Below are 24,721 nucleotides of genomic sequence, written 5' to 3'. Positions count from 1 at the left end.
TCATGTTTCCTTCGGGTCAGGCCCGCGAGCTGTCGTCGCGTAGCCAGGTGGAGTAGTCGCCGGACCGGACGGCTCTACGGGAGAGCATCCGGGCGACGAGAGTGACTGTCAGGAAGACCGGGACCCGAAGCCCGATCGTCGGCTGACGCAGCCCGAGCAAGAGCAGCTGCGAGAACGAGGTGGATCCGTGCCGGGCCCCGTGGTCATCGGCTTGGGTGTTGCCGGTCGCGACGCGGATCCTACGTCTGACCAGGTCTTTCGTCGTACGAGGCGGCCGCACGACCACGACCGCGTCGGTGACGACGCGCCGCTCGGCGGGCGTGAACAGCTCCGAGGCGACGAGGTCGTCGTTCATCAGGCCCGCACCGGCGCCGGCGACCCGAGCCTGGCCCTCTGCGGTGAGGCAGAAGGCTCCGCGGCCGAACAGGCCGCTGCGTACGGCTGGGAGGGACTGCCACACCCGGTAGTAGGCACGGACCGGCCACGAGGAGTGCTCGGTCGGAATGCTCCGCCCGGGCGCGACGGCCAGCACCCCGTCCTCGTCGAGCGCGTCGACCAGTCGGAGCAGGTCGGTGCCGGTGAGGCGTACGTCGGCATCGAGGTGAAGCCGTGGGAAGGTCGCCGCCGCGGCGTTGCCGACCTCGACCGCGCGCGCCTTGGAAGCCTCGGCGATCTCCAGGACGCGCACGCCCGGGACCTTCCGGGCCACCGCGGCGGTGTCGTCGGTGCAGCCGTTGCACACGACCACCACCTCGACGGCCCCGTCGGGGATGCCGTCGAGCAGGGCAGTCAAGTTCGCCGACAGCCCCTTGGCCTCGTTGTGCGCCGGCACCACGACGCTCGCGATCACGACCCACCCCCGCTGGTCGAGCCGTCCGCCCCGCCGGCCGAGCCGTCCACCCCGCCGGCCGAGCCGTCCACCCCGCTGGTCGAGCCGTCCACCCCGCTGGTCGAGCCGCCGGAGCCGCTAGGCGGAGGCGTGTCGAGACCAACACGGTCCCCTCTGCGCTCGATGGGAACCGTGTTGGTCTCGACACGCTCGCTGGCGCTCGCGGCTCGACCGACGGGGCGCGGCGGGACGACGAAGTTGATCATGTTGCTGTTGTCGTACTCCCTGGCGATGACCCGGCCGGGGTTGCCGCCGACGAGGCTGTGCGGCGGGACGTCCTTCGACAGCACCGTGCCGGCGGAGATCGTGCAGCCGTCGCCGACCGTGATCGCACCACAGAGCACGGCGCCGGGGCCGATCCACACGTCGTCGCCGATCGTGGGCAGCCCTTGGTCACCGTCGGCGATGCGCTGGCCGATCGTCACGTTCTGATGGAGCACACAGTTGCTGCCGACCACGGCCGGTCCGACGATGATCCCCGAGCGGTGCATGAGCAGGAGCCCAGGGCCGATGTCGGCGCGGCGGAAGATGTCGGCGTGGTGGATCCGGATGTTGTGCCGGTTCCAGAACCAGTAGAGCCCGAGCGCCAGCACTCCGAGCAGCGGGTGACGGGTGCGCAGCCGACCGGCCCAGCGCCCGAAGCGGTAGGCGGCGACGCAGTGCAGCTCGTAGTCGAAGAGCCAGAACCGCAGCCTGGACAGCCAAGACGTTCGCGGACCGTCGAGGACGATCGCGTACATCTTGGCCAGGTCGATCTCGAGATCACCTGCCTCGCGGGCACCGTCAACTAGCAAGGGACTCTCGTTCCCGGGCTCGTTCCTGGGCCGCCGTCTTCCGGCCGACGTACGCAACCAGGTTGGCGACCCCGTCGAGGTTCTCGGGGACGGTCTCGGTCTCGTGGACGGAGATCTCGAACTCGGCCTCGAGGAACTCGATGAGCTCCAGGATCCCGGTCGAGTCGATGACGCCCGACTCGACCAGCGACTCCGAAGGTGCGGGAAGCCGGGCCGTATCGCCCAGCAGCAGGCTGTCGAGGATGAACCCTTCGATCGTGAGCTGTACGTCCGTCATCACGTCTCCCTGTCTGTGAACGCTCGAGAAATCTCCGCTCTTCCGTTTCTGCCAGCAGGAGGGCCGTCGGAGCCGAAATGAGGCCCGTAGATGCCGACATTGGGTGATAAACGCACCTTCTCCGAGGTCCTGGCACCCCGTCGCGGACGACCCTTCGAGGACCGTCCAGGATCGATCGAGGAGCGACATGTGCGGGATCTGCGGGGTGCTGAGCGGCACCGAGGTGCCTGACCCTGCGCTGATACGGCGCATGCTGGGGGCACTGACCCACCGTGGCCCCGACGGCAGCGGCTACTACCGTGACGAGCGGGTCGCACTCGGCCACACCCGGTTGGCGATCGTGGACACCGTCGGCGGCACCCAGCCGATGTCGAGCCGATCCTGCCGATCGCCGGCGGCGGACGAGCAGGTCTGGGTCACCTTCAACGGCGAGATCTACAACCACGTCGAGCTGGCCGCCCAGCTGCGCTCGCGCGGCCACGTCTTCGACACCCGCTCGGACACCGAGGTCATCGTGCACGCGTGGGAGGAGTGGGGTCCCGGCTGTTTCGAGCGGTTCAACGGGCAGTGGGCGCTGGCCATCTGGGACCGCCGGACGGGCTCGCTCATCCTCTCTCGTGACCCCTTCGGCGTACGCCCGCTCTTCTACACCCGCGCCGGCGGTCAGCTGCTCTTCGCCTCCGAGGCGAAGGCCCTGTACGCCTCCCCCGCCGTGCCGCGCGAGCTGGACCCGGCCGGGCTGGACCAGGTGCTGACGCTGTGGTCCGCGGTCGCCCCGCGCACCGTGTTCCGCGACATCGCGCAGGTGCCGCCGGGCTCTTACCTCTCCTTCAGGGACGGGGTCGAGACCGAGCGCCGATTCTGGGCGCCGACGTTCCCGTCGGCGGGAGCCGAGGAGCTCACCGACCTGGAGGCGAACGCCGAGTCGCTGCGTACGGCCCTGACGGCCGCCACCCGGCTGCGGTTCGAGCGCAGTGACGTGCCGGTGGCCGGGTACCTCTCCGGCGGGATCGACTCCGCGGTCACGGCCGCGACGATCGCCGCCGACAGGGCCGTACGCAGCAGCTCGGCGCCGCTGCACACCTTCTCGCTGCGGTTCGCCGAGGCCGAGTTCGACGAGGGCGGCTTCCAGGCTCTCATGGCCGAGCGACTGGGCACCGTCCACCACGACGTGGTGGTCGGCGAGCGCGACATCGCCGAGGTCTTCCCCCAGGTCGTACGCCACGCCGAGTCGCCGCTGCTGCGGACCGCCCCGGCACCGATGTTCCTGCTCTCCCGGCTGGTGCGGGAGGCCGGCTTCAAGGTGGTCGTCACCGGCGAGGGCGCCGACGAGGTGCTCGGCGGCTACGACATCTTTCGCGAGGCCAAGATCCGCGACCTGTGGCTACGCGACCCGGCCGCCGCCGAGGACGCGGTGAAGCAGCTCTATCCGTGGATGCATCGCTCCCCCAACCAGACACCGGCGTTCGCGCGGCGCTTCTTCTCGCGCAACCTCGCCGCGGACGATCTGGCGATGTCGCACCGGCCACGGTGGGACTCCACAGCGGTGCTGACCTCGATGCTGCGGCCGGAGGTCCGCTCGCTCGGTGGCGCGGCCGAGGGCGTGGTCGCGGCCATGCCCGCCGCGGCCGCCTCATGGGACCCGGTCGCGCGGGCCCAGTGGCTGGAGATGACGACCCTGCTGCCCGGCTACATCCTGGCCTCCCAGGGCGACCGGATGCTGATGGGCAACTCGGTCGAGGGCCGGTTCCCGTTCCTGGACCCGCACGTCGCCGAGCTCGCCGGCCGCATCCCGGCCGAGCACAAGATCCGGGGCATGGACGAGAAGCACCTGCTCAAACGGGCCTTCGCCGACCTGGTGCCCGACCAGATCCTGCGCCGGCCCAAACAGCCCTACCGGGCGCCGGACGCAGCCGCGTTCTTCGCCGGTGGCACCCCGGACTGGGTCTTCGATGTCACCTCGGGCGCTGCCCTGGAGGCGGCCGGGGTCTTCCGCCCGGAGCTCGTCCAGCGACTGCTGGAGAAGGCCGGCCGAACGGGCGGGCGCGGTCTGGGCAACACCGACAACATGCGCCTCGTCGCCGTCCTGTCCACCCAGCTGCTGCACAGCGAGCTGCTCACCGGCCCGGTCGCGGGTCCGACCACGCCACCCGAACCGCTCACCGTCTTCGACACCATCCTCGAGCACCGCACCCTCGAGCCGACCGGAAGGACACCAGCCCAGCCATGAACAACACCGTCACGACCAGCCCAGAAACAAGCCCAGCCGCAGCGTACGGACTGGAGACGCTCCGCTTCGACGAGGAGGCGGAGGCGAAGCGGATCGGCGATACGATCCGCCGCTACCTGGTGTCCAACAAGCGGAAGGGCATCGTGCTCGGCGTCTCGGGCGGGATCGACTCCAGCGTGGTCGCCGCGCTGGCCGTGAAGGCGCTCGGTCCGGAGCGCGTCTTCGCGCTGCACATGCCCGAGCAGGAGTCGTCGGAAGACACCATCGGGTTCAGTACGAAGCTGACCGACTCGCTCGGGATCAGGTCGGCGCTCGAGGACATCTCCCCGGTCCTGGTCGGCCTCGGCGCCTACCAGCGGCGTGACGACGCGATCCGGCGGGTCGTGCCCAGGTACGGCCCGGGGTGGAAATCGAAGATCGTGCTGCCCAGCGTGGTCGACTCCGACGCGTACCGGCTCTTCTCCGTGGTCGTCGAGGACCCGTACGGCGTGCAGAGCGCCCACCGCCTCACCTCCGAGGCGTACCTGGAGATCGTCGCGGCGACCAACTTCAAGCAGCGCGCCCGCAAGGCGCTGGAGTACTTCCACGCCGACCGGCTCAACTACGCCGTCGCCGGCACCCCGAACCGGCTGGAGTACGACCAGGGCTTCTTCGTGAAGCTCGGCGACGGTGCCGCCGACGTGAAGCCGATCGCGCATCTCTACAAGTCGCAGGTCTACAGAATGGCCGCCCACCTCGGCGTACCCGAGGAGATCCAGGCCCGCCCCTCCACCACCGACACCTACTCCCTGGAGCAGTCCCAGGAGGAGTTCTACTTCTCGCTGCCCTACGAGCGGATGGACCTGTGCCTCTACGGCCTGAACAACGGGGTGCCGACCGCCGAGGTCGCCGAGGCCACCGGGCTCACCGTCGAGCAGGTCGAGCGCGTCTACCGCGACATCGAGCAGAAGCGCCGGACGACCGCCTACCTGCACGCCGCCCCCGAGCTCCTCGACGAGGAATCATTGAATATCAAGGTCAATTGATATAGCGTCGCAGGTATGAGCACACCACCCTTCATCCCTGCCGACCACCTCGGCGCCGTGAACCGCGCGCTGACCACCACGACCCGCGGCGGCGAGGAGCTGCGGATGCTCGTCGTCGAGCGCAGCTACGACGCCGCGCCGGACGAGGTCTGGGACGCGCTGACCACCAAGGAGCGCATCCCCCGCTGGCTGATGCCGGTCACCGGCGACTTCGAGGTCGGCGGCCGCTACCAGCTCGAGGGCAACGCCGGCGGCGAGATCCTCGCGTGCGACCGCCCCAAGCTGCTCTCGATCACCTGGGACTACGGCGACATGAGCTCGTGGGTCGATGCGACCCTGACCGCCGCCGGCGACCGTACGCTGCTCCGTCTCGAGCACTCCGCCCCCGTCCCCCCGGAGCAGTGGAAGGAGTTCGGCCCGAGCGCCGTCGGCATCGGCTGGGAGCAGATGCTCCTCGCCCTGGCCCTCCACCTCCCGGCCCCCGAAGCCGAGAAGATGGACCCGATGTCCCCCGACGCCCTCCCCGCGATGATCGAGCACACCAAGGGCTCCGCCGCCGCCTGGGTCGAGGCCGACATCGCCTTCGGCACGGACCCGGAGCAGGCCCGCGCCGCCGGCGAGAACTGCGTAGCCGCCTACACCGCGATGCCGGAGTAGGAGCAGGCTTGCACGCCTTCGACATCCTCGGAGACCCCGTACGCCGCCGCATCCTCGAGCTCCTGGCCACCGGCGACCTCACCTCCGGCGAGGTCGTTGAGTCCATCTCCGCCGAGTTCGGCATCGGCCAACCCGCAGTCTCGATGCAGCTCAAGGTCCTGCGCGAACATGGCTTCGCCACCGTACGCCCTGCCGGCACCCGCCGCATCTACTCCATCGACACCGGCCCCATGGCCGAGGTCGACGTCTGGCTCAACCAGTTCCGCCACTTCTGGACCCAGCATCTTGACGCTCTGGACACGGAGATTCGGCGGGGGCGTCATAGGGGTTCTACGGGGGACTGAAGCCGCATAGGGACTGGCCGCCGACCCGTTATGGATGGTGTTCACGCCGAATCCCGGAGTCAAGGCGATGTATCGAGCTTGTCGAGATGACGGCCTTCGGCCGCCGGCTTCGCCGGCCGCTATCGCGGTCCTTGACACCGTGACCCGGCGAGAATTTTGGCTGGCTATCGGGTCGGCGGCGGGGTTTGGCGCAGCGAAATTGGGTTGAGCACGGGATTGGGGACCGGGGTTGGCCGGTCCTGCCAGGGGAGGTTTGCGGGGCGCTGTACTAGACGATGACACCTTGTGAATTCTTCGCAAGGGGGCGCTCCCGTGTCTTGCTGGAGGTCGCCGGGTCGTCGGCTAGGACAGAGGGTCCGACCTTGTGAATGTTTCACAAGGTCGGACCGGTAGGCAGGGGCAGGGGGCAAGCCCGGGCGCGCGGTCAGACGCGGCGGGCGAACCGGATCCGTCCATCCGGTAGGCGTTCATAGTCGTAGTTCGGATCGTGGATCCGGCGATGATCGCTCGGACACAACAACACCATGTTCGCGAGATCGGTTCGGCCGCCTTGAGACCACGGTTTCAGATGATGGGCCTCGGTCCAGGCCGCTGGTGCATCACAGTCCTCAGCCTGACAACACTTGTCTCGTAACCGGAGTGCTCGGTGTTGGACCGGGTGGGCTAGGCGGGTGGTGCGGCCGAAGTCGAGGATCTCGGAACCTGTGTCCAACACGACGGGGATGAGGTCGGCGTTGCAGGCCATCCGGCGGGCCTCGGCGGCGGTGATCTTGTCGCCGTCGAACCCCAACGCCGCGGTGCCGAGGTCGTTGCGGAGGTCCTCGACGTCCATGGTGATGAACACCGTGGTGCCGTGGCCACCATGGCGGGGGAGCTGGTCGACGTCGTAGGTCTCGACGATCCGGGCGAAGGCCTGGCCCAGCAGCCGGTCATAGGGCGCCTCGCGGCCACGGTCCTCCGCGGAGAGCTTCCTCGGCTGGGCCAGGGAGTCCAAGAGGGTGCGCAGCCTCATCCCGACCGCGTAGGAGACCCGGGCGTGGATGTCGACGGTGCCGTCGCCGTTGGCGCGGGATTGAAAGAAGGTGCGCCGTTGGGCGTGTTCTTCCTCCCGCTGCAGGGCTTTGGCTTCGGCGGCCTCGAACCGTTCGGGGTCGACCTCGACCAGGATCCGCTTCCCGATGTTCTTGAGGTCGTCAGCGGTCAGCCGGGTGGCGTAGTCGACCAACAGCTTCTCCGCGTAGGCCAGGTCATCAGCAGTGGCTGCCGGGTCGGCTTCGACCGCCTCGAGGGCCTTGGTGATCACCCGGGCCTTGTCCTGGGACACGACCCCCTCGGCGAGGCCGGCGGCGACCAGCTCGTATCTGCTCACTGCGGCCGCGAACTTCGCCTCAGCGCGGCCGATCTTCTTGTCGACCAGCAACTCGGTCAGCATCCACCCCGAGACGTCCTTCGCGCCGGTCTCTTCGGCAATGTCACCGGAAGCAGCAAGGATGCGGAGCTTCAAAGCGGCCTGCTTGGCCTGGATGATCTCCAGACGCTTCAACCGGTCCTTCTTCTGGCTGGTGCGCCAGTAGGCAGGGTCCCTCGCGAGAAGGTTGTCGAGGGAGAACTCCAGGGCAGCGAGCTCTGCGTCGATCGGGTCCACAGGGTAGGTACCCCAGTGGTTGATCTCGTGTTCGAGATTCATCGCCGCCCCTCCTCTCTGGTGTGTGTAGAGGCGTGTCGTGATGGGTCTGATTCTAATCGTTTCGACCGTTCGATTCTACTTATATTCGCAGGTCACGCCTTGTTTTCGCGGTGAGCGAACGGCCTCATGCTTGTCGTGTCTCAGGACATCGGTGACAGTTCTGCATCAGGACATCGGTGACGTTTGATGTGTCAGGACATCGGTGACGTTTTGAGGTTTCCGGGGCCGGGGTTGAGGGGTCGCCCGTTGCCGACGTAGGTGACGCCTGGTGCGGGTCGGGTGTGCTCGATGAGGATCTCGCCGTCCAGATCGGCGATGGTGATGTTCTCACCGCTGGTGATGACCAGGACGTGTTCGTGACGACGTCCTCTGGCGACCTTGTACTGGACCTTGTCCAGGAAGAGTGTGCCGACGCAGGTCAATTTCCGAGCTTGGGTGTCGGGCGGCAGGTCGGTCGGGATCACCGCTGGTCGCGGTCGGTGGGCAGGGGTGAAGGGTGTCGGCGTGGGTCGCGGTGCCTCGGTCTTTTCGGTGGCCTCCCACGCCGTCTGCGGCGTGACGCGGCCAGGTAGCCCTTGATGGGGGCGCTGGGTGTTGTAGATCTGGTCGAATGTGTCGACTTGGGCCTGCAGCTCGGCCAGGCTGGCGGCGAGTGGTTGTTTGTCGAGGTAGCGAAACAGGGTCTGGTGGAAGCGTTCGTTCTTGCCCTGGGTGGTCGGCTTGTAGGGCTTGCCGGTGATGGGCTCGACTCCCAGCTCCATCGCTCGCACCACGAGACGGCCCAATATCCCGCGCCGGGTCGGATTCAGCGCCAGGCCGTTGTCGGACAGCAGACGTTGGGGCACGCCGTGGGCCGTGAGGGCCTTGTCGAAGACGGCGACCGCCGCATCGGAGGTCTCTGCCCACGCCACATGGGAAGCGACCGCGTAGCGGGAGTGGTCATCGATGAGCTGGAAGATCACGCACCTACGGCCCCTGGTCAAGACGTACTCGGTGGCATCCAGCTGCCAGCACGCGTTCGGTGCGGGGTACACGAACCGACGCCACGCCGAGCGGGGCTTCTTCCTCGGCTCAAGACGAGCCACACCAGCGGCACGGAAGATCCGTGCCAACGATGCGACCGAGGGGACCGGGTCGAGCCCCATCGCGTGCATCTTGTCGTGCACGCTGATCGGGCCGTGGTCCAGGCCCGAGGACTCCAGTGCCGCACGCACCTCAAGGGCTTGCTGCTTGACCACCTCGGTGATCCGAGAAGGGCTCGCCTGGGGCCGCCGGCTGCGGGGCTCAAGCGCTGGGGCCGCGCCCTCGGCGCGAACCCTGGCACGGATCGAGTAGAAGGTCTTGCGAGAAATCTCGTGCTCGGCACAGAAGGTCGTCACCGCTCCCCGCGGCGCATCACGTGGCCACTCCACGATCGCGAGACGGACACGAGGATCAACAGGCTCATTGGCAGGCACCACCCAAACCCAGCCAGAAGTGTCACCACCAAGGTGATTCGAAGTGTCACCGATGTCCTGATGCAGAACTGTCACCGATGTCCCGCGACATGACAGAACGGCCTCATGCTTGTGGATGGTAAGTGGCCCGAAGGGCCACCCTCCTGCCCCTTCAACCTCACCGTTCTCGAGCAAGATTGCGCTGCGCCACACCCGGGCCGCCGCCCCGATAGCCAGCCAAATCTTTCTCGACGTGGTCCGGTGTCAAGGATCGCCGAAGGCGACCGGCGAAGCCGGCGCCCGAAGGGCGTCCTTGACTCCGGGGCAGGTCGAGAAGACCCTCGAAGAAGGGTCGGCGGCCCACACCAGCCTCTGGGTGGGACGATCCGGCAGGGAACTGTGTTGGTCTCGACACGCCTCCGCCTAGCGGCTCCGGCGGCTCGACCAGCGGGGCGAGGGGCTCTCGACCAGCGGAGGTCAGGCTCTCGACCAGCGGAGGTCGGGGATGGAGCTCACCCGATCCGCCCACGCCGCCGATCGGTGGTGATGAGCTCGACGTTGACCCCCGCAGCACGCACGAACGCGATCAGCTCGTCGTCGAACATCTCCCCCGGCTGAGGCGGGCTGAGCGTACGAGCACCAGCGACACCGAGCTCCACCAGCGCAGAGTCGAGATCAGGAGCCATGAAGGCCAGATGATGGAGACCGTACGCATGCGGCCCGGGCGACAAAGGAGTGATGAGCTTGAGAGAGATCGAGTCGGCCTTCTCCAAGAAGACCCCACGGACCCCGTGACGGGTGTTGACGACCGGGGCGGTGACGCGACGGTAGCCGAAGAGCCGTTCGAAGGCCTCGGCGGTGCGGAGCAGTTCGCGGACCTGGATGCCCACATGGTCAAGTCGAAGGTCGGGCATTCTCGCCTCCTGTCGGAGCTCAGGCGACCGGGCTGTGGGTCGCGACGATCTTCAGCAGCTCGGCGGCGACGGCCGTCGCGCCGGCCTCGTTGAGGTGGCCGCGGTCGTAGGTCAGGTTCTCGTTGAGCACGTAGTAGGGACGGCCGTCCTGGCGGCGTTCCCCGGTGCCCTCCGCCTCGGCGGCGGCGATGTCGACGAGACGCCCGGTGGCGGCGTACTTCTCCCGGATCATCGCGTTGTAGCGCTCCCGGGCGACGTTGTCGGCCGGTCCCATCTCGTCGTCACGGCCCAAGGCCGCCTTGACCTTCGACTTCCAGTTCCGATCGGCGGTGAGCGGCACGGTCGTGTAGAGGAAGCGTACGTCGGGATGGGCTGCCTCGACCTCTGCCATGGTCGACTCATACGCGTCGAAGACCGCCTGCACGTCGGTGGCCGCGGTGATGTCGACGTAGCAGAGCTTCATCAGCGCCACGTCCACGTCCTCCCCAGCGGTGCCGTCCATCATCTCCGTGAACGCGGCGATCTTGCTGAGCGGATCCTCGTTCACCCCGATATAGGCATGCCGCAGCGTCGCGTCCCCGACCTCACCCGCGCCAGCCCCGTCGGGCACGTCGGCATCGGACACGTCGACACCGGACACGTCGGCGATGGCCGGCACCGGCACCGCAGCGTCCGCGTACACCTTCGAGACCCCGTCGAGGATGTTCATCCCGACCGAGTTGTGCCCGAAGAGCACGGTGGTCTTCCCCACGACCCGTAGCTCGGACTCGGACGGCTCTGCGACTGCGACCTGGTCGTTCATCCCCGGGCTCCTCAGCAACCACGCTCCGGCCAGTGCGACCGCGAGCCCCAACACTCCTGCCCATACGCCGACCAGCAGCCTCACCGATCCGGGCACTTCTCTCTTCGCCATCTCAACCCACCTTGATCCCTTCGCAGCCTGCGTCGTCCGCGTCACCGAAGCCGTCGCCCTGCTCGCCGGCTGCGTCCTGCGCCAGCCGCAAGCACATCGCGCGTACGTCGCGCTTGATGACCTTCCCGTTCGCGTTGAGCGGCAGCGCGTCGACGAAGCGGACGACCTCGGGCACCATGTGCTTCGAGAGCCGCTTGCGACAGTGCGCGATGACGTCGACACCCCGCAGCTCCGACCCGCGCCGCGACACGATCACCAGCTCGACCCGCTCACCGGCGGCATCGTCCGGGAGCCCGACGGCCGCGGCCGCCACCACGTCCGGCAGCTCGAGAGCAGCCGACTCGACTTCCTGGCTCGCGATCCGGTGCCCCCACGACTTGATGAAATCCTCGGCCCGATCGACCACGTAGATGTAGCCGTCCTCGTCGACCTTCGCCAGATCTCCGGTACGCAGCATCCCGCCGGGCATCTTGCGAGCCGTCGCCTCGGGGGCGTCGAGGTAGCCGGGCGAGATGTTCGCGCCGCTGGCCCAGATCTCGCCGATCTCACCGGGACCGACCGGAACCCCGTCACCGTCGAGCACCCGCAGATCCACACCGGGAATCCCACGGCCGATCGATCCCGGGCGCCGAGTGAGCTCATCGGGCGGGAGGTAGGAGAGCCGGGCGGTGGCCTCGGTCGCGCCGTACATCACGAAGATCTTCGCCTGCGGTTGCGCGTGCATCATCTGCTCGACCAGCGCAGGAGCCAACCTGCCACCGGCCTGCTGCACCGTCCGCAGCGACGGAAGCGTCGCGGTGCCGAACGTGCTGTTGCGCAGCAGCATCCCGAAGGTCGAGGGCACCCCGGCCAAGCCCGTGCAGCGCGCGGACGCCATCCGGTCCACCACCGCCTGCGGGAACACCATCTGCGGCTGGATCACCATGGCGGCACCGGCGCGCAGATGGGTGTGCAGGAGCGAGAGCCCGAAGACGTAGGTGAACGGCAGCACGACCAGCATCCGGTCCGCCGGCGCGACGTCGAGGTAGCCGAGGATCGAGGTCGTGTTCGCCTGGATGTTGCGGTGGGTGATCCGCACGGCTCTGGGATCGCCCGTGGTGCCGGAGGTGAACATGTAGAGCGCATCATGGTCCGGGTCGACCTCGATCGCCTCGGCCAGCTCGACCGATGCGGATCGAGGCTGTGGGATCAGCCGCTCCTTCCGCTCCACGACGAGCGGGACGCTCCTGGGCAGGCTCAGCCGGAGCGCCTCGGCCTGGGGGCGCCCCACCAGCAGCGCGTCGGCGCCGACCCAACGCACTCGGGCCACCACCTCGTCGGTCGGCAGCGTGACCGCCAGCGGCACCACGACCAGACCCATCCGGAGCGCGGCGAGATAGGCCGAGGCCCAGAACAGGCCGTTGGGCGCCATGATCCCGATCGGCGCACCCGGAGACAGACCGAGCACGGAGAGCCGTCCGGCGAGCACGGACACGCTGACCCGCAGCTCTTGGAACGTGTATTCGCGACCCGCCTCTGCGAGCGCGATCGAATCCTCGGGCGCTAGCTCGAGAAGAAAGTCAGCGGTGTTCAACGTGGCCCGCTCCCCGGGTACTTCGGCCGGGACAGTTCCCGGCAACGGCAACGTCGCACGGGTCCCCTCCATCGACCGTGGCCGGTCCGACAGGCTGCCTGAAATTGAGTACGCAGCCCACCCATCTGTCTCGACCGGGCTCCACCGCACGTCGACTGGTCTCGTGAACCTCAAGCGCCTCCTCCTCTTCGTGCTGCTCGGCGTGCTCGTCGGGATCACGATCTTCTGGGTGCCCGGGCGCTTCGCCGACTCCTCTGCCGAGGACGGCGATGACTCGCCGGGCGCCTCGTCATCCCAATCGGGTGCGCCAGAAGCCGGGTCCAGCCCCGATCCGAGCGCCGGCTCCGGTTCAGGTGCCGGTTCAGGCCCCGACGTCACCTCGATTCCGGATCCCGAGCCGGCAACCGAGGCGCTGCCCAAGGCGGCGTCACCCCAGACCGAGTCAGGTCTCCCCGGACTCTCCGAGAAGCGGCGTACGAAGTCGGCGGCGCTGGTCGCGGAGCCGCTCCCGAAGCAGGCGGTCCGCAAGGGCGTCCTGGTGGCCGGCTATCCGACTGCGCTGGCGCCACCGGCACGCACCACCGTCGAGGTCTCCAGCGTCTCGCCGACCAAGGGCGTGCTCCAGGTCGCGCTGACGGCGAGCTGCCGTAGGCCGTGCGACGTACTGCGTCACTTCCGCACCCGCCTCTCGAAGCACGGCTTCGAGGAGGTCCCGACCACCTCGGTCGAGAACACCCCCGCGCTGTCGCTGCGTCGTGGTGATGAGACCGTGAGCGTCACGGTCACCGACACCGAGCGCCGCGACGTCGACTTCAGCGTCTACTCCGTCCTCCACACGTTGGCCTGAGCGCCGGTGTATCTCTCACTCAGCGACCGTCCCACCACGGATGTCGAGCCGCGGAGCACCGGCGGGCGGGTCTCCCGGACCGTCGTCATCCTCGGCATCGTCAGCCTGCTGACCGACATCTCCTCGGAGTCGGTCTCGGCGATCCTGCCGCTCTACCTGACCGCCGTGGTGGGGCTCTCGCCGGTGGCGTACGGGCTGATCGACGGGCTCTATCAGGGCGTCTCCTCGCTGGTGCGGATCGCGGCCGGTTGGCTCGCCGACCGCACCGACCGCCCGCAGCCGGTGGCGCTGACCGGCTACGCGCTGAGCGCGGTCGCCCGGCTCGGGCTGATCTTCGCCGGGGGCTTCGGCACGATCTCGGCGGCGATCTCGCTCGACCGGGTCGGCAAGGGCGTACGCACCGCTCCGCGGGACGCGATGATCGCCGCCTCGAGCGATCCGGCGCACCTCGGCCGCAGCTTCGGCGTCCATCGGGCCCTCGACACGATCGGGGCGACGCTCGGGCCGCTGCTGGCGTTCGTGATCCTGTGGCGGATCGCCGACGGCTACGACACCGTCCTGGTCGTCTCGCTCGGCTTCGCGGTGCTCGGGGTCGCCACGATGGTGTGCTTCGTGCCGTTCCGCACCGGAGCCGTCCGCCGGGTCGTCCCTCGACGCACGAGACCGCGTACGAAGGTGCGCTGGCGCAGTGCGCTCACCCCCGGGCTCATGCGAGTGACCGGTGTGTCCGGCGTGCTCGCCCTGCTCACCGTCGGCGACGGATTCGTCTACCTGGCGCTGCTGGAGACCGGCGGTTTCGCGACGCAGTGGTTCCCCGTCCTCTACGTCGGGACCAACCTCGCCTACCTGGCCCTCGCCGTCCCGATGGGCCGGTTCGCCGACCGGGCCGGACGCGCGAAGGTCCTCGTGCTCGGCCACCTTCCGCTCGCCGCCGCCTACCTGTGCGCCGCGACCGGGTCCGGAGCGCTGTGGACGACGTTCGCCGCGGTGCTCCTCCTCGGGGTCTTCTACGCCGCCACCGACGGCACCCTGGCGGCGGTGGCGGGACAGCTGGTCCCCGTGACGGTGAGGGCCAGCGGCATCGCCACCGCCCAGACCGCGGTCGCGCTGGCTCGGCTCGTCGCCGCGACCGGCTTCGGCCTGCTCTGGTACGCCGTCGGTCCTCGCGTCGCGATGTTCGCCGTCTGCGCGGTGCTGCTCGCCGCGATACCGGCAGGGCTCGCCGTGCTCCGCCGGGCAGACCGGTCTTCAGCGGCCGAGCCGGCCGAGCCTGTCGAGCCCCGAGGAGGGCGGCCATGACGTGGCGGACCACGGCATTCGGTGGCGTCGTCGTGCTGGTCACGGCCGGGATGACGGCGTACGCGCTCTCCGCGATCGCCGAGAACGACCGGCGTACGTCCACGGCGACCGCCGCCACGACCACCACCCTGGCGCAGGTCGAGAAGGGGCCCCGGATCGTCTTCCGCCACACCGGACGCGACGCCGAGTACGGGCACGTCGGTGCTGTGGCGCTGGCCGATCCTGGCGGCCCCCGAGCGCTGACCGACCTGAGCTGCGACCGGGTCTACGCCCAGGACCGGTCGGTCTCCTGCCTGAGGACCGAGCGCGGCGTGGTGAGCCGATACCGGGCGACCGACCTGGCGATCTCGCCCCCGGGACAGGCGTGGCGGGAGGTCGACGAGACCGACCTGCCCGGTCTGCCCAGCCGCACCCGGCTCTCGCCGGACGGACGGCTGGTCTCCACGACAGTGTTCGTCAACGGCGACTCCTACCTGGCCAGCGGGTTCTCGACGCGCACCGCCGTCCGCCGGGTCGGTGGAGCGAGCTACGGGGACCTGGAGAGGTTCAAGCTGGTCGTCGACGGCCGCCGGGTCGCCCCGGTCGACCGCAACATCTGGGGCATCACCTTCGCCGACGACGGCCGCACCTTCTATGCCACCGTCGCCACCGGCGGACGGACCTATCTGGCCCGTGGCGACCTCGCCGAGCGCTCGCTGACCACCGTCGCCGACCACGTCGAGTGCCCCTCGCTCTCCCCGGACGGCACCCGGATCGCGTTCAAGGAGGCGGACGAGAGCGGCACCCGGTGGACGCCGGCGGTCCTCGACCTCGCCACCGGCCGGCGCACCGTGCTCACCGGCGAGGCCCGCAGCATCGACGACCAGATCGAGTGGCTCGACAACGACACCGTCCTCTACGGCCTGGCCCGCCAGGGCGAGCCGGTCAGCGACGTGTGGGCCCTCGACACCTCGACCACCGCCACCCCTCGCGTACTGGTCCCGGAGGCGTCCTCGCCCGCGGTCCTACGCTGAATCGGGTACGCCGTCCCCCGGCGTGGCCCGCAGGCCACCCGGTCCCGGTTTCCTGACGGTATGACCGTTGAGGAAGCCGACGTGGAGCCCCGGATCGAACCCAGCGCGGATGTCGACGACCGTGCCGTGATCGGCGCCGGAACCCTCGTCTGGCACCTGGCCCAGGTGCGCGAGCACGCGCGGATCGGCAGCGAGTGCGTGATCGGCCGGGGAGCGTACGTCGGTCCGGGGGTCGTGGTGGGTGACCGCTGCAAGGTCCAGAACCATGCGCTGGTCTACGAACCGGCGGTGCTCGAGGACGGTGCTTTCGTTGGGCCGGCGGTGGTGTTCACCAACGACCACCTACCTCGTGCCGTCAACCCGGACGGCACCCTCAAGGACGGCGACGACTGGGAGGCCGTGGGCGTCACGGTACGCACCGGAGCCAGCATCGGCGCGCGCGCCGTCTGCGTCGCTCCGGTCACGATCGGCGCCTGGGCGATGGTCGCGGCCGGCGCCGTGGTCACCCGCGACGTACCGGACCACGCACTCGTCGTCGGAGTGCCGGCCCGACGGGTCGGCTGGGTCGGGCACGCCGGTGCGCCGTTGGTCGCCGAGGGAGACGACTGGCGCTGCCCGACGACCGGCCGGCGCTACGCCCTGCGCGGCACGGGCGAGCACGAGGGCCTGGTCGTCCGCTGACGCGCGAAGACATCAGGCGACCCGCCACTCGGCCTTGTGGGCGATGCTGATCGCCGCGATCTGCGAGGAGACCCCGAGCTTGGCGAGGATCGACTTCACCTGCGTGCGCACCGTCGCCTCGGAGACGACGCGGAGCTTGGCGATCTCGCCGACCGTCGAGCCGTTCATCAGGTGCTCGAGCACCTGCGACTCCCGCGGGGAGAGCTCGGCGAGCCGGCGACGGAGCTCGATCATCTCCTTCTCCTGCCCCGCCCACGCTCTGATCCAGCGCTCGCGGTCGTCGACGTCGAGCACGCTGAGACCGTAGTTGAGCCTGCGCACGGTGCCCATGATCTCGCCCAGCGGCACCGTCTTGGACAGCACCGTCCGGGCTCCGGCGTGCAGCGTATGACCCCAGCGGGACTCGTCGGCCGAGCTGGTCACCACGACGACGTCGGCGCCCGACCTGGCGAGCGGGGGGATGAGGCGTATGCCGGAACCGTGCTGCCCCAGATCGAGGTCGAGCAGCACGATGCGCGGCTGCGAGCGCATGATCAGCGACGCGAGCCTGGCCTCCGACTGCGGCTCCACCGGAAGATCGACGCGGTGGGCGTCGTATCCCTCGAAGGTGAGCGCCAGCTCGAGCGACTCGGCGAACAGGGTGTGGTCATCGACGAGGGCGACCTTCAACCGTTTACGTGGCGAAACCACGGCGCCCTCCCTGGCCCGAGGCGCGCTCGTCGGCCACGTCAGCGCGGCCGAGCAGCGGGATCCCGATGACGAATGTGGTGCGCTCGCCGGACTCGGAGAGCTCGAGGTAGCCGCCCTGCCGCTCCATGAGGTCGCGCGCGGCGTGGAGACCGATGCCTTGGCCGGTGGAGTCCGGGCCGCTCACGCCCCAGGCGAAGATCCGCCTGCGCAGCTCCGGCGCGACCCCTGGCCCGTCGTCGGTCACGGCGATCTCGACGGAGGTGCTCGGGCGGTCGGCCGCACGCACGTCGATCCGGACCGGGCCGCTCCCATGGGTCGCGGCGTTGTCGAGAAGCACGTTGAGCGCCTCGGTCAGCTGGTCCGAGTCGCCGAGCGCGAGCATCCGGCTGGGGCGCCACTCGACCTCCGTCCCCTTCGCCTCGTGGGCCAGGACGATGGTGCCCACGACGGCGTCGAGGTCTATCACCTCAGCGACCTCGTCCTCCTGCCTGCTGGCCGGCAGTCTCGCCGTCTCCGAGCTGACGGACTCCTGCTGCTTCTGGACCATCCGCTCGAGCCGTTGCAGCTCGCTCTGCGCCATCTGCGCCAGCGCGGCTCGCCGCTCCCCGTCGACCCCGCCGGGCTCGTTCAGCAGCGTGGTCGCGGCCCGGATCCCGGCCAGCGCAGAGGCAACCTCGTGCAGCCGGGCGCGCTCGTCCCGACCGACTCGTGACATCGACAAAACACTCCCCTGAAGGCTCTCGAGCTGCGCCCTCCCAGACACAGCCAGACAGGTGAAACATGTGCGGACCTCGAGAACCGACTTGAACAGCCGCCCATGGCAAAGGACCCTACTCACCCAAACCCCTGGACGTATTGCCTACCTATTTTTGGTTACCGGCCGTTACCGACTGTTGCCTGAAATTGAGGAACGGTGAGGGGTTGGGCCCCACGATCGGGCAATGCCGGTTCCCCTGTTCGGATGGCCATGCTCGATCACCCGCCCGTGCCTCCGCAGCCGGCGCCTGCGGACGGGACCGCACCCGGGTGGCGTCGGCGCGCCCGCAAGCCGTTGATCGGGCTGCTGGTGTGCCTGCTTCTGCTCTGCGCCGCGGCGCTGGCCGGCACCTTGTGGCTCCGGGCGAAGGTGGAGGGAAACATCCAGCGGCTGCCCGACACCTTCACCGGGCTCACCGATCGGCCCGCCAAGCCCACCTCGGGGACAGCCGCGGACGCGATGAACGTCCTGGTGCTCGGCACCGACACCCGGTCCGACGCTCCCACGACCGGCGCCGAGGCACCCGGGTGGAAGCCAGGGCAGGCGCGCTCGGACACGATGATGCTCGTCCATCTCGACGGCGACCGCCGCTCCGCCTCGGTGATCTCGATCCCACGTGACTCCTGGGTCGACGTCCCCGGCCACGGGAAGGGAAAGGTCAACTGGGCCTACTCCCTCGGCGGTCCGAACCTCACCGTCGAGACCGTCGAGAAGATGACCGACGTACGCATCGACCACCTCGCCGTCGTCGACTGGGACGGCTTCCAGGCGCTCACCGACGCCATCGGCGGCGTCGACATCGACATCCCGAAGACCGTCTACGACTCGGCCCGCGGGGTCCGCTGGGAGGCCGGTCGCCACCATCTCGACGGCGAGCAGGCGCTCCTCTACGTACGCCAGCGTCACGGCCTCCAGGACGGCGACCTCGACCGCGTCGCCCGCCAGCAGGCCTTCCTCCGTACGCTGCTGAAGCAGACCCTCGAGCAGGAGCTGCGCAAGAACCCGGAGCAGGCCCTCGACCTCCTCACTCTCTTCTCGAAGCACGCCTCCGTCGACGACGAGTGGTCGACGACCCAGATGGCCAGGCTCGCCGCCTCCCTCCGCAACCTCCGCACCGACGACATCAGCTACCTCACCGTCCCCACCGACGGCACCGGCATGGTCGGAGACCAGTCAGTCGTACGCCTCGACCCCTCCCGCGATCGCGACCTGTGGCGCGCCGTCCGCGAGGACCGGATGGCCGAGTGGGCCGACGACAACCAGGATCTGCTGACACCCGACGTCGTCCGCTGACGCGGGATCCTCGCTCACCGGTTGCTCACGGAGCGGCCCACTCCGACGCCCGCTCGTGGTCATGGGCTGGGACCACCTTCACCGAGGCTGGCAGCGCATGGAGACGGTGCAGCGTGCGCCAGGTCTGCTCACGATCCACGTCCACGAGACAGCCGGGGAAGCCGGAGCGCTGGCGCAGATGCTCGATCTGCAAGCCGTGCCACGCGGCGTCTCCGACGAGCAGGACGGGCCCGTCCGCGGTGGCGAGCAGGACACCGACGCTGCCGGGAGTGTGTCCGGCCACGTCCACCAGCACGACGCTACCGTCGCCGAACAGATCATGGCTCCGCTCGAAGGTGAGGAGCGGCGGCCCGTCGAGGGAGAACTCCAGAAGATCGCGATCCGCGAGCCCACGGCGTACGCCGCCCACCGGTGCCTGGTCGCCGGCAGCGGCCCAGGTCAGCTCCTCGTCGTGGAGGACGGCAGGCAGACCCGGGAGGTCGAGCAGCCCCGAGACATGATCCCAGTGCGCGTGGGTGCTCAGGGCGAGGTCGGGTCTGACCCCAGCCGTCGCGAGAGCCTCGACCGTCGGGATCGTCGTCGCCGGCGGCCCTACGATCCGCCGCAGCAGCGGCTGGAGCTCGGACACCGCCTGATCATGGAAATGTCGCGGCACCGCGGGATCGATGAGAATCGTGGCCTCGCGATGATGGACCACGAAAGACTGAAGACTCAGCCGGTCCGCGCCCGGCATCCCCTCGTACAGCAGCCGGCTCGGCACCGGACGCGGCCGCTGCCGCAGCGTCTGCAGCCGGACAGTTCCCGTCGCCGGCGGCAGCGGACCCTGAGCGCGCTCCGACAACGTGGCCAGCAGACGCCGGTCGGCTCGTCTCGGCGCCACGAACGAACGAGCTCCCGCTACGGCCGTCTCCACCAGCTGCCGAGAGGTATAGGCGGCAGGCAACGGATCGAGTCCTGCGAACGGATTTGGCCGGTTACGTAGTTCCATGTCCCGAACGCTAGAACTTAAGGTCGACCTGAAGGCAAGATGTTTCCATGCGGATCTCGTTGGCCGCCGACCTCGTCGGCGTACCCGCCCATGTTCTGCGGCACTGGGAGGATGAAGGGGTGCTCAGGCCGAGCCGTCGGAGCGGGAAACGCCGAGACTTCACCGATCAGCACGTGAACGAAGCTCGGATCATCCATCGCCTTCGCCAAGCCGGCATCGGCCTCGCCGAGATCAGGGAGCTCCGATCCACCCCTGCCGGCCACCGCTCGGCCAGGCTGACAGCCTCAGCCGAGCGGATGGCCGCGGAGGCGAACCGACTCGGTGCGGCAGCCGCGTTCCTGCGCCACACCGCGGAGTGTGAGCATCCGGTCATCGACGAGTGCCGGCAGTGCCGCGACTACGCGATCGCCGGAGGCCTGCGAGCCGCCCGCGGCAGACCGTAGTGGTCACGCAGCGTCGTACCGGTGTAGTCGGTTCGGAAGAGTCCACGCTCTTGAAGGATGGGGACGACAGAGGACGCGAACGCTTCGAGGCCGGACGGCAGGACGGCCGGCATGATGTTGAACCCGTCCGCGGCGCCGTTCTCGAAGTAGTGCTGGATGGTGTCGGCAACCTGCACAGGTGTCCCCGCCACGGTGCGATGCCCACGGCCACCACCGAGCTTTCCGATCAGCTCGCGAACGGTGAGCCGGTCGCGTCGGGCCCAGTCGACGATGAGCGTGTAGCGGCTCTTGGCGCCCTCGATCTCGTCCTCGACAGGGAGATCATCGGGCAGCTCCGCGTCCAGAGAGAGCCGACCCGGCGGGACCCGGAGCAGCTGCGCGAGCTGTGAGACGGCGTACTCGGGGGCGATGAGCCGGTCGAGCTCCGCCTCCAGCTCACGCGCCTCGGCCTCGGTGTCGCCCAGGATGGGGACGATCCCGGGCAGGACCAGCACATGGTCGGGGTTGCGACCGGCCGCCGCGACCCGTCGCTTGATGTCGACGTAGAACGCCTGGCTCTCGGCCAGCGTCGGCTGGGCGGTGAAGATCGCCTCGGCCCAGCGGGCGGCGAACTCCTTGCCGTCGTCGGACGAGCCCGCCTGGACGAGCAGCGGGTGGCCCTGGGGTGGTCGCGGCAGGTTGAGCGGACCCTCCACGGAGAAGTGAGGCCCGACATGAGAGATCGGCCGAATCCGGTCGCCGACCGCATGCACCCCGGCATCCTTGTCGGCGACGATCGCGTCGTCCGCCCAGCTGTCCCACAGCTTCGTGGCGACATCCAGGAACTCCGAGGCCCGCTCGTAGCGGGTCTTGTGCAGCGGCTGCCCCTCCAGACCGAAGTTGCGGGCGGCGGCGTCACCGGCGGTGGTGACGATGTTCCATCCCGCTCGCCCACCGGAGAGGTGGTCCACCGAGGCCAACCGTCGGGCGAGGTTGAACGGCTCGTTGTACGACGTCGACGCCGTGGCGATCAGGCCGATGTGCTGCGTCGAGACCGCCAGCGCGGACAGCAGCACCGTCGGCTCGAGACGCCCCGACGGCCGACGCCCCGGCTCGCCGAACAGAGCCGGCGAGTCGGCCAAGAACACCGAGTCGAGCTTGGCCTCCTCCGCCACCCGCGCCAGATGCTGGTGCGCCTCCAGCGACAGATTGGCGTACGGGTCCGAGGAGGGCAGCCGCCACGACGCCTCATGATGACCGGTGTCGAGCAGGAACAGGTTGAGGTGGAGCTGTCGCGCACCCATCAGGCCACCTCCTCGACCACACCGAGCTCGGCCAGCAGCTTGGCCCGCAGCGCCGCGAACCGCGCGTCACCAGGACTCCGCTTCGAGCCGAGATCGATCCGGATGTCCGAACCGACGACACCGTCGACCAGCACGATCACCCGGTCGGCCAGGGCGATCGCCTCGTCGACGTCGTGGGTGACGAGCAGGATGGCGGGGCTGTGGGCGGCGTACAGCTTCTGGAGGAGCTTGTGCATCTTGATCCGGGTCAGCGCATCCAGTGCGCCGAAGGGCTCGTCTGCGAGAAGGAGCTGCGGGTCGCGAACCAGCGACCGCGCCAGCGCCGCGCGCTGCTGCTCGCCACCGGAGAGCTCGTGCGGCCACGCCCTGTCGCGGCCTTCGAGCCCGACCTCGGAGAGCGCCTGGAGACCGCGAGCACGGGCGTCGGAGCCCGACAGCCCGAGGATCACGTTGTCCAGCACCCGCCGCCACGGCAGCAGGCGGGAGTCCTGGAAGACCACCGAGACTCGCTCGGGGACGTCCACGACACCCGATCCCGAGACCGAGCGGTCGAGACCGGCCAGCGCCCGCAACAGGGTGGACTTCCCGGATCCGGAGCGCCCGATCAGCGCCACGAACTCGCCGCGGGCGATGGTCAGGTCCAGCCCGTTGAGCACCCCGCCGGCCTCGGAGAAGCTGCGGCGCAGCCCCTCGACGCGTACGGCGGGTCCTTCGGGTGACGTCAGTGGCTCTCCAGCGTGCGTCGCCATGCCAGTGCCTTCCTCTCGGTGAAGCGGACGATGCCGTCGGCGACCAGGCCCAGCAGGGCGTAGACGACCAAGCCGACGACGATGATCTCGGTCTGGCCGTAGCTGGACGCGAGGGTGATCATGTGGCCGATGCCGCTGGTCGCGTTGACCTGCTCGACGACCACCAGGGACAGCAGCGCGTTGAGCACCGCGAACCGCAACCCGAGCAGGAATCCCGGTGTCGCGCCCGGCAGCACCACGTGCCGGACGAACGCACCACGCCGCAGGCTGACGGTCTCGGCGAGCTCCGCATAACGGCTGTCGATGCCACGCAGCCCGTTGTGGGTGTGGATGTAGATCGGGATGAGTACGCCGAGGGCGATCGTGATCACCTTCATCGGCTCCCCGATCCCCAGCCACAGGATCAGCAGCGGCATCAGCGCCAGGCTCGGGATGGCCCGCTTGACCTGCACCGGGCCGTCGATCAGCGCCTCGCCGACCCGGCCGAGCCCGGAGACCAGCGCCAGCACCAGTCCGACGCCGACCCCGATCACGAGCCCGAGCGACGCGCGATAGGCCGAGGTCGCGAGGGCGTCGGGAAGCCGTCCGTCGGCGATCAGCCGCTGAGCGGTCTCGACCACCACCCACGGCTCGGACAACGTACGCGGGTCCAGCAACCCGGTCGCCGAGGCGAGGCACCACAGGCCCAGGAGCAGGACCGGCCCGATCCACAGCGTGCCGGGGATCCGTGGCCCGGGGCCGAGCCGGCGGCGTACGACCCGCTTGTCGGTGGCCTTCTCGGAGACGGTGCCGACGATCGGCGCCTCGACTGCGGTGGTGGCCATCACTGACCGCCCTTCACGGCCTCTGCGATGGCCTTCTCGTAGCGGCGGTCGTAGAGCTCGGTGACGTCCAGCTCAGGATGGTTCTGCTCCTTCGACAGGATGTCCGCGGTCTCCTGGTGACGCTTGATGAACTCGTCCCAGCCGCCCGGGATGATCCGCTGGCCGGAGCTCTCGAAGACCTCCTTGCCGTCCTCGAAGGTGAGCCCTTCATGATCGACGTAGTAGGCCTGGATCCATTCGTCCGGGTGCTCGTCGACCCACTTCTCGGACCTGACCCACAGCTCGAGGAAGTCTTTGAACGCGGCCGCCTTGCCGGCGTCCTCGAAGGTCTCCTCCGGCCCGTAGACGAGCATGGCGTCGTCGCGGATGCCGGTCCGGATCGAGGTGGCTCCGTCACGGCCGTACTTGGCCAGGTAGGAGGTCAGCTGCGGCCCGCCCAGCGGGGCGACGTCGACCTGGTTGGAGGCCAGGGCGTTGGAGTAGGTGTCGTCGACGCTCTGGATCTCGACGAGCTCGACGTCCTCCTGAGCGAGCCCCGCGGCGGCGAGGGTCTTGAGGACCAGCGCGCCCTGCGCCTGACCGGGTGAGTAGGCGATCTTCTTGCCTTCGAGGTCCGCGAGCGTCTTGACCTCGGACCTCGGTGCGATGCCGAGCTCATACATCGGGTCCTCGAGCGGGTCCGGGTTCTCGGTGACCGCGACGATCTTGACCGGGGTGTCGGTCCAGGTCGCGAACAGCGGCGGGATGTCGGCGACGTAGCTCGCGTCGAGCGCGCCGGCGCGGAACGCCTCGATGCTCTTCGGACCGCCGGAGATGTTGGCCCACTCGATCTCGTAGCCCTCGACCTCGTCGATCAGGCCGGACGCCTTCAGCGCGACCTCGATCGGCGGGAGTCCGAGGCGCAGCACGGTCCCTTCCGGGACCTGGTCGGGGAGCTCTGCGTCGGCGGCGAGCCCGGCGGAATTGGTCGCGTCGGCGCCGCCGCAGGCCGTCAGTCCCAGAAGCACGGTGGTGAGAACTGCGGCGATGACAGGCAGCCGCGGTGGGGTGGGGCGGATCATGGCTCTCCTCTGGTCGGTCCGTCCAAACCAGAGTAAGTCAGTAGAGATTAGCTA

At 69.2% G+C, this 24,721-nt stretch carries 24 protein-coding genes and 1 pseudogene; 10 read left to right on the top strand and 15 right to left on the bottom strand.

What is annotated here, in order from left to right; genetic code table 11:
• Positions 1-16: 16 nt before the first annotated feature.
• From BJ988_RS01655 to BJ988_RS01645, 3 genes are read right to left on the bottom strand one after another with little or no spacing between them, the layout of a single operon-like run.
• A complete protein-coding gene (locus BJ988_RS01655) occupies positions 17-850 on the bottom strand; it encodes a glycosyltransferase (RefSeq protein WP_218860502.1) in 834 nt (277 codons plus the stop codon).
• Entirely contained in the window at positions 847-1,683 is an 837-nt protein-coding gene (locus BJ988_RS01650) for a serine O-acetyltransferase (protein WP_246321383.1), read from the bottom strand. Before BJ988_RS01650 ends, BJ988_RS01655 begins: the two co-directional genes overlap by 4 nt.
• Complete coding sequence (locus BJ988_RS01645) at positions 1,673-1,960, bottom strand: acyl carrier protein (RefSeq protein ID WP_179656382.1); 288 nt, start codon at positions 1,958-1,960, stop codon at positions 1,673-1,675. The genes BJ988_RS01650 and BJ988_RS01645 overlap by 11 nt, the downstream gene beginning before the upstream one ends.
• A gap of 187 nt (positions 1,961-2,147) precedes the next feature.
• Here BJ988_RS01645 and asnB point away from each other — a divergent pair, with 187 nt between their 5' ends.
• From asnB to BJ988_RS01625, 4 genes are read left to right on the top strand one after another with little or no spacing between them, the layout of a single operon-like run.
• Complete coding sequence (gene asnB, locus BJ988_RS01640) at positions 2,148-4,190, top strand: asparagine synthase (glutamine-hydrolyzing) (protein WP_179656381.1); 2,043 nt, start codon at positions 2,148-2,150, stop codon at positions 4,188-4,190.
• Entirely contained in the window at positions 4,187-5,215 is a 1,029-nt protein-coding gene (gene nadE / locus BJ988_RS01635; RefSeq protein ID WP_179656380.1) for an NAD(+) synthase, read from the top strand. The genes asnB and nadE overlap by 4 nt, the downstream gene beginning before the upstream one ends.
• Positions 5,216-5,230: 15 nt before the next feature.
• A complete protein-coding gene (locus BJ988_RS01630) occupies positions 5,231-5,872 on the top strand; it encodes an SRPBCC family protein (RefSeq protein ID WP_179656379.1) in 642 nt (213 codons plus the stop codon).
• Positions 5,873-5,880: 8 nt separating this feature from the next.
• Positions 5,881-6,216, top strand: coding sequence for an ArsR/SmtB family transcription factor (locus BJ988_RS01625; protein ID WP_179656378.1), 336 nt, complete (start codon positions 5,881-5,883; stop codon positions 6,214-6,216).
• A gap of 424 nt (positions 6,217-6,640) precedes the next feature.
• On the opposite strand, the gene BJ988_RS01620 is transcribed toward BJ988_RS01625, so the two are convergent.
• From BJ988_RS01620 to BJ988_RS01600, 5 genes and pseudogenes are all read right to left on the bottom strand, one after another.
• Positions 6,641-7,903, bottom strand: a complete 1,263-nt coding sequence (locus BJ988_RS01620; protein ID WP_179656377.1) for an HNH endonuclease signature motif containing protein — start codon at positions 7,901-7,903, stop codon at positions 6,641-6,643.
• A 518-nt stretch (positions 7,904-8,421) separates the two neighbouring features.
• Positions 8,422-9,360, bottom strand: a pseudogene (locus tag BJ988_RS01615) (integrase core domain-containing protein); the annotation flags it as partial.
• Positions 9,361-9,851: 491 nt separating this feature from the next.
• Complete coding sequence (locus BJ988_RS01610; RefSeq protein WP_179656375.1) at positions 9,852-10,253, bottom strand: VOC family protein; 402 nt, start codon at positions 10,251-10,253, stop codon at positions 9,852-9,854.
• 19 nt (positions 10,254-10,272) lie between these two features.
• Positions 10,273-11,166 (bottom strand): SGNH/GDSL hydrolase family protein, encoded by an 894-nt coding sequence (locus BJ988_RS01605; protein WP_179656374.1) that lies wholly within the window; start codon positions 11,164-11,166, stop codon positions 10,273-10,275.
• 1 nt (position 11,167) lies between these two features.
• The gene (locus BJ988_RS01600; protein ID WP_246321382.1) at positions 11,168-12,739 is read right to left on the bottom strand and encodes a class I adenylate-forming enzyme family protein; all 1,572 of its coding nucleotides are present in this window, start codon (positions 12,737-12,739) and stop codon (positions 11,168-11,170) included.
• A gap of 163 nt (positions 12,740-12,902) precedes the next feature.
• On the opposite strand from BJ988_RS01600, the gene BJ988_RS01595 reads away from it, so the two are divergent.
• Genes BJ988_RS01595 through BJ988_RS01580 form a run of 4 tightly spaced genes read left to right on the top strand, consistent with a single transcriptional unit; the run spans position 12,903 to position 16,579 of the window.
• Complete coding sequence (locus BJ988_RS01595) at positions 12,903-13,586, top strand: hypothetical protein (protein WP_179656372.1); 684 nt, start codon at positions 12,903-12,905, stop codon at positions 13,584-13,586.
• Between the two features lie 6 nt (positions 13,587-13,592).
• Positions 13,593-14,885, top strand: a complete 1,293-nt coding sequence (locus BJ988_RS01590) for an MFS transporter (RefSeq protein ID WP_179656371.1) — start codon at positions 13,593-13,595, stop codon at positions 14,883-14,885.
• Positions 14,882-15,898 (top strand): TolB family protein, encoded by a 1,017-nt coding sequence (locus BJ988_RS01585; RefSeq protein WP_179656370.1) that lies wholly within the window; start codon positions 14,882-14,884, stop codon positions 15,896-15,898. The genes BJ988_RS01590 and BJ988_RS01585 overlap by 4 nt, the downstream gene beginning before the upstream one ends.
• A gap of 60 nt (positions 15,899-15,958) precedes the next feature.
• Positions 15,959-16,579, top strand: a complete 621-nt coding sequence (locus BJ988_RS01580) for an acyltransferase (RefSeq protein ID WP_179656369.1) — start codon at positions 15,959-15,961, stop codon at positions 16,577-16,579.
• 12 nt (positions 16,580-16,591) lie between these two features.
• Here BJ988_RS01580 and BJ988_RS01575 read toward each other — a convergent pair whose 3' ends face one another.
• Both BJ988_RS01575 and BJ988_RS01570 read right to left on the bottom strand, forming a co-directional pair.
• On the bottom strand, positions 16,592-17,269 hold the full coding sequence (locus BJ988_RS01575; protein ID WP_343051398.1) for a LuxR C-terminal-related transcriptional regulator: 678 nt from the start codon (positions 17,267-17,269) through the stop codon (positions 16,592-16,594).
• The gene (locus BJ988_RS01570) at positions 17,253-17,984 is read right to left on the bottom strand and encodes a sensor histidine kinase (RefSeq protein ID WP_179656368.1); all 732 of its coding nucleotides are present in this window, start codon (positions 17,982-17,984) and stop codon (positions 17,253-17,255) included. The genes BJ988_RS01575 and BJ988_RS01570 overlap by 17 nt, the downstream gene beginning before the upstream one ends.
• A gap of 246 nt (positions 17,985-18,230) precedes the next feature.
• Here BJ988_RS01570 and BJ988_RS01565 point away from each other — a divergent pair, with 246 nt between their 5' ends.
• Positions 18,231-19,319: an LCP family protein gene (locus tag BJ988_RS01565; protein ID WP_179656367.1), complete on the top strand. Its 1,089-nt coding sequence runs from the start codon at positions 18,231-18,233 to the stop codon at positions 19,317-19,319.
• Positions 19,320-19,344: 25 nt separating this feature from the next.
• Here BJ988_RS01565 and BJ988_RS01560 read toward each other — a convergent pair whose 3' ends face one another.
• Positions 19,345-20,199, bottom strand: a complete 855-nt coding sequence (locus BJ988_RS01560) for an MBL fold metallo-hydrolase (protein WP_218860500.1) — start codon at positions 20,197-20,199, stop codon at positions 19,345-19,347.
• Positions 20,200-20,354: 155 nt separating this feature from the next.
• Here BJ988_RS01560 and BJ988_RS01555 point away from each other — a divergent pair, with 155 nt between their 5' ends.
• Positions 20,355-20,750 carry a helix-turn-helix domain-containing protein gene (locus BJ988_RS01555; protein WP_179656365.1) on the top strand — a complete coding sequence of 132 codons (396 nt, stop codon included), beginning with the start codon at positions 20,355-20,357 and terminating at the stop codon, positions 20,748-20,750.
• Here the strand turns inward: BJ988_RS01555 and BJ988_RS01550 are convergent.
• The 4 genes from BJ988_RS01550 to BJ988_RS01535 are packed head-to-tail and all read right to left on the bottom strand — an operon-like array spanning position 20,705 to position 24,667.
• Entirely contained in the window at positions 20,705-22,033 is a 1,329-nt protein-coding gene (locus tag BJ988_RS01550; RefSeq protein ID WP_179656364.1) for an LLM class flavin-dependent oxidoreductase, read from the bottom strand. The genes BJ988_RS01555 and BJ988_RS01550 overlap by 46 nt on opposite strands.
• Complete coding sequence (locus BJ988_RS01545; protein WP_179656363.1) at positions 22,033-22,782, bottom strand: ABC transporter ATP-binding protein; 750 nt, start codon at positions 22,780-22,782, stop codon at positions 22,033-22,035. The genes BJ988_RS01550 and BJ988_RS01545 overlap by 1 nt, the downstream gene beginning before the upstream one ends.
• Positions 22,755-23,606 (bottom strand): ABC transporter permease, encoded by an 852-nt coding sequence (locus tag BJ988_RS01540; protein ID WP_218860499.1) that lies wholly within the window; start codon positions 23,604-23,606, stop codon positions 22,755-22,757. The genes BJ988_RS01545 and BJ988_RS01540 overlap by 28 nt, the downstream gene beginning before the upstream one ends.
• Positions 23,606-24,667, bottom strand: a complete 1,062-nt coding sequence (locus tag BJ988_RS01535) for an ABC transporter substrate-binding protein (RefSeq protein WP_179656361.1) — start codon at positions 24,665-24,667, stop codon at positions 23,606-23,608. The genes BJ988_RS01540 and BJ988_RS01535 overlap by 1 nt, the downstream gene beginning before the upstream one ends.
• Positions 24,668-24,721 lie beyond the last annotated feature (54 nt).

The organism is Nocardioides panzhihuensis, assembly GCF_013408335.1.
GTDB lineage: Bacteria > Actinomycetota > Actinomycetes > Propionibacteriales > Nocardioidaceae > Nocardioides > Nocardioides panzhihuensis.
The sequence above is the reverse complement of the archived record's forward strand: the minus strand, read 5'-3'. Positions and strand labels throughout refer to the sequence as shown.

Excerpts from the sequence above, each read along its gene's own strand:
- BJ988_RS01645 (WP_179656382.1), bottom strand. The coding sequence starts at position 1,960 with ATGACGGACGTACAGCTCACGATCGAAGGGTTCATCCTCGACAGCCTG.
- asnB (WP_179656381.1), top strand. The coding sequence starts at position 2,148 with ATGTGCGGGATCTGCGGGGTGCTGAGCGGCACCGAGGTGCCTGACCCT.
- nadE (WP_179656380.1), top strand. The coding sequence starts at position 4,187 with ATGAACAACACCGTCACGACCAGCCCAGAAACAAGCCCAGCCGCAGCG.
- BJ988_RS01630 (WP_179656379.1), top strand. The coding sequence starts at position 5,231 with ATGAGCACACCACCCTTCATCCCTGCCGACCACCTCGGCGCCGTGAAC.
- BJ988_RS01620 (WP_179656377.1), bottom strand. The coding sequence starts at position 7,903 with ATGAATCTCGAACACGAGATCAACCACTGGGGTACCTACCCTGTGGAC.
- BJ988_RS01610 (WP_179656375.1), bottom strand. The coding sequence starts at position 10,253 with ATGCCCGACCTTCGACTTGACCATGTGGGCATCCAGGTCCGCGAACTG.
- BJ988_RS01605 (WP_179656374.1), bottom strand. The coding sequence starts at position 11,166 with ATGGCGAAGAGAGAAGTGCCCGGATCGGTGAGGCTGCTGGTCGGCGTA.
- BJ988_RS01585 (WP_179656370.1), top strand. The coding sequence starts at position 14,882 with ATGACGTGGCGGACCACGGCATTCGGTGGCGTCGTCGTGCTGGTCACG.
- BJ988_RS01580 (WP_179656369.1), top strand. The coding sequence starts at position 15,959 with ATGACCGTTGAGGAAGCCGACGTGGAGCCCCGGATCGAACCCAGCGCG.
- BJ988_RS01570 (WP_179656368.1), bottom strand. The coding sequence starts at position 17,984 with ATGTCACGAGTCGGTCGGGACGAGCGCGCCCGGCTGCACGAGGTTGCC.
- BJ988_RS01565 (WP_179656367.1), top strand. The coding sequence starts at position 18,231 with ATGGCCATGCTCGATCACCCGCCCGTGCCTCCGCAGCCGGCGCCTGCG.
- BJ988_RS01555 (WP_179656365.1), top strand. The coding sequence starts at position 20,355 with ATGCGGATCTCGTTGGCCGCCGACCTCGTCGGCGTACCCGCCCATGTT.
- BJ988_RS01550 (WP_179656364.1), bottom strand. The coding sequence starts at position 22,033 with ATGGGTGCGCGACAGCTCCACCTCAACCTGTTCCTGCTCGACACCGGT.
- BJ988_RS01545 (WP_179656363.1), bottom strand. The coding sequence starts at position 22,782 with ATGGCGACGCACGCTGGAGAGCCACTGACGTCACCCGAAGGACCCGCC.
- BJ988_RS01540 (WP_218860499.1), bottom strand. The coding sequence starts at position 23,606 with ATGGCCACCACCGCAGTCGAGGCGCCGATCGTCGGCACCGTCTCCGAG.
- BJ988_RS01535 (WP_179656361.1), bottom strand. The coding sequence starts at position 24,667 with ATGATCCGCCCCACCCCACCGCGGCTGCCTGTCATCGCCGCAGTTCTC.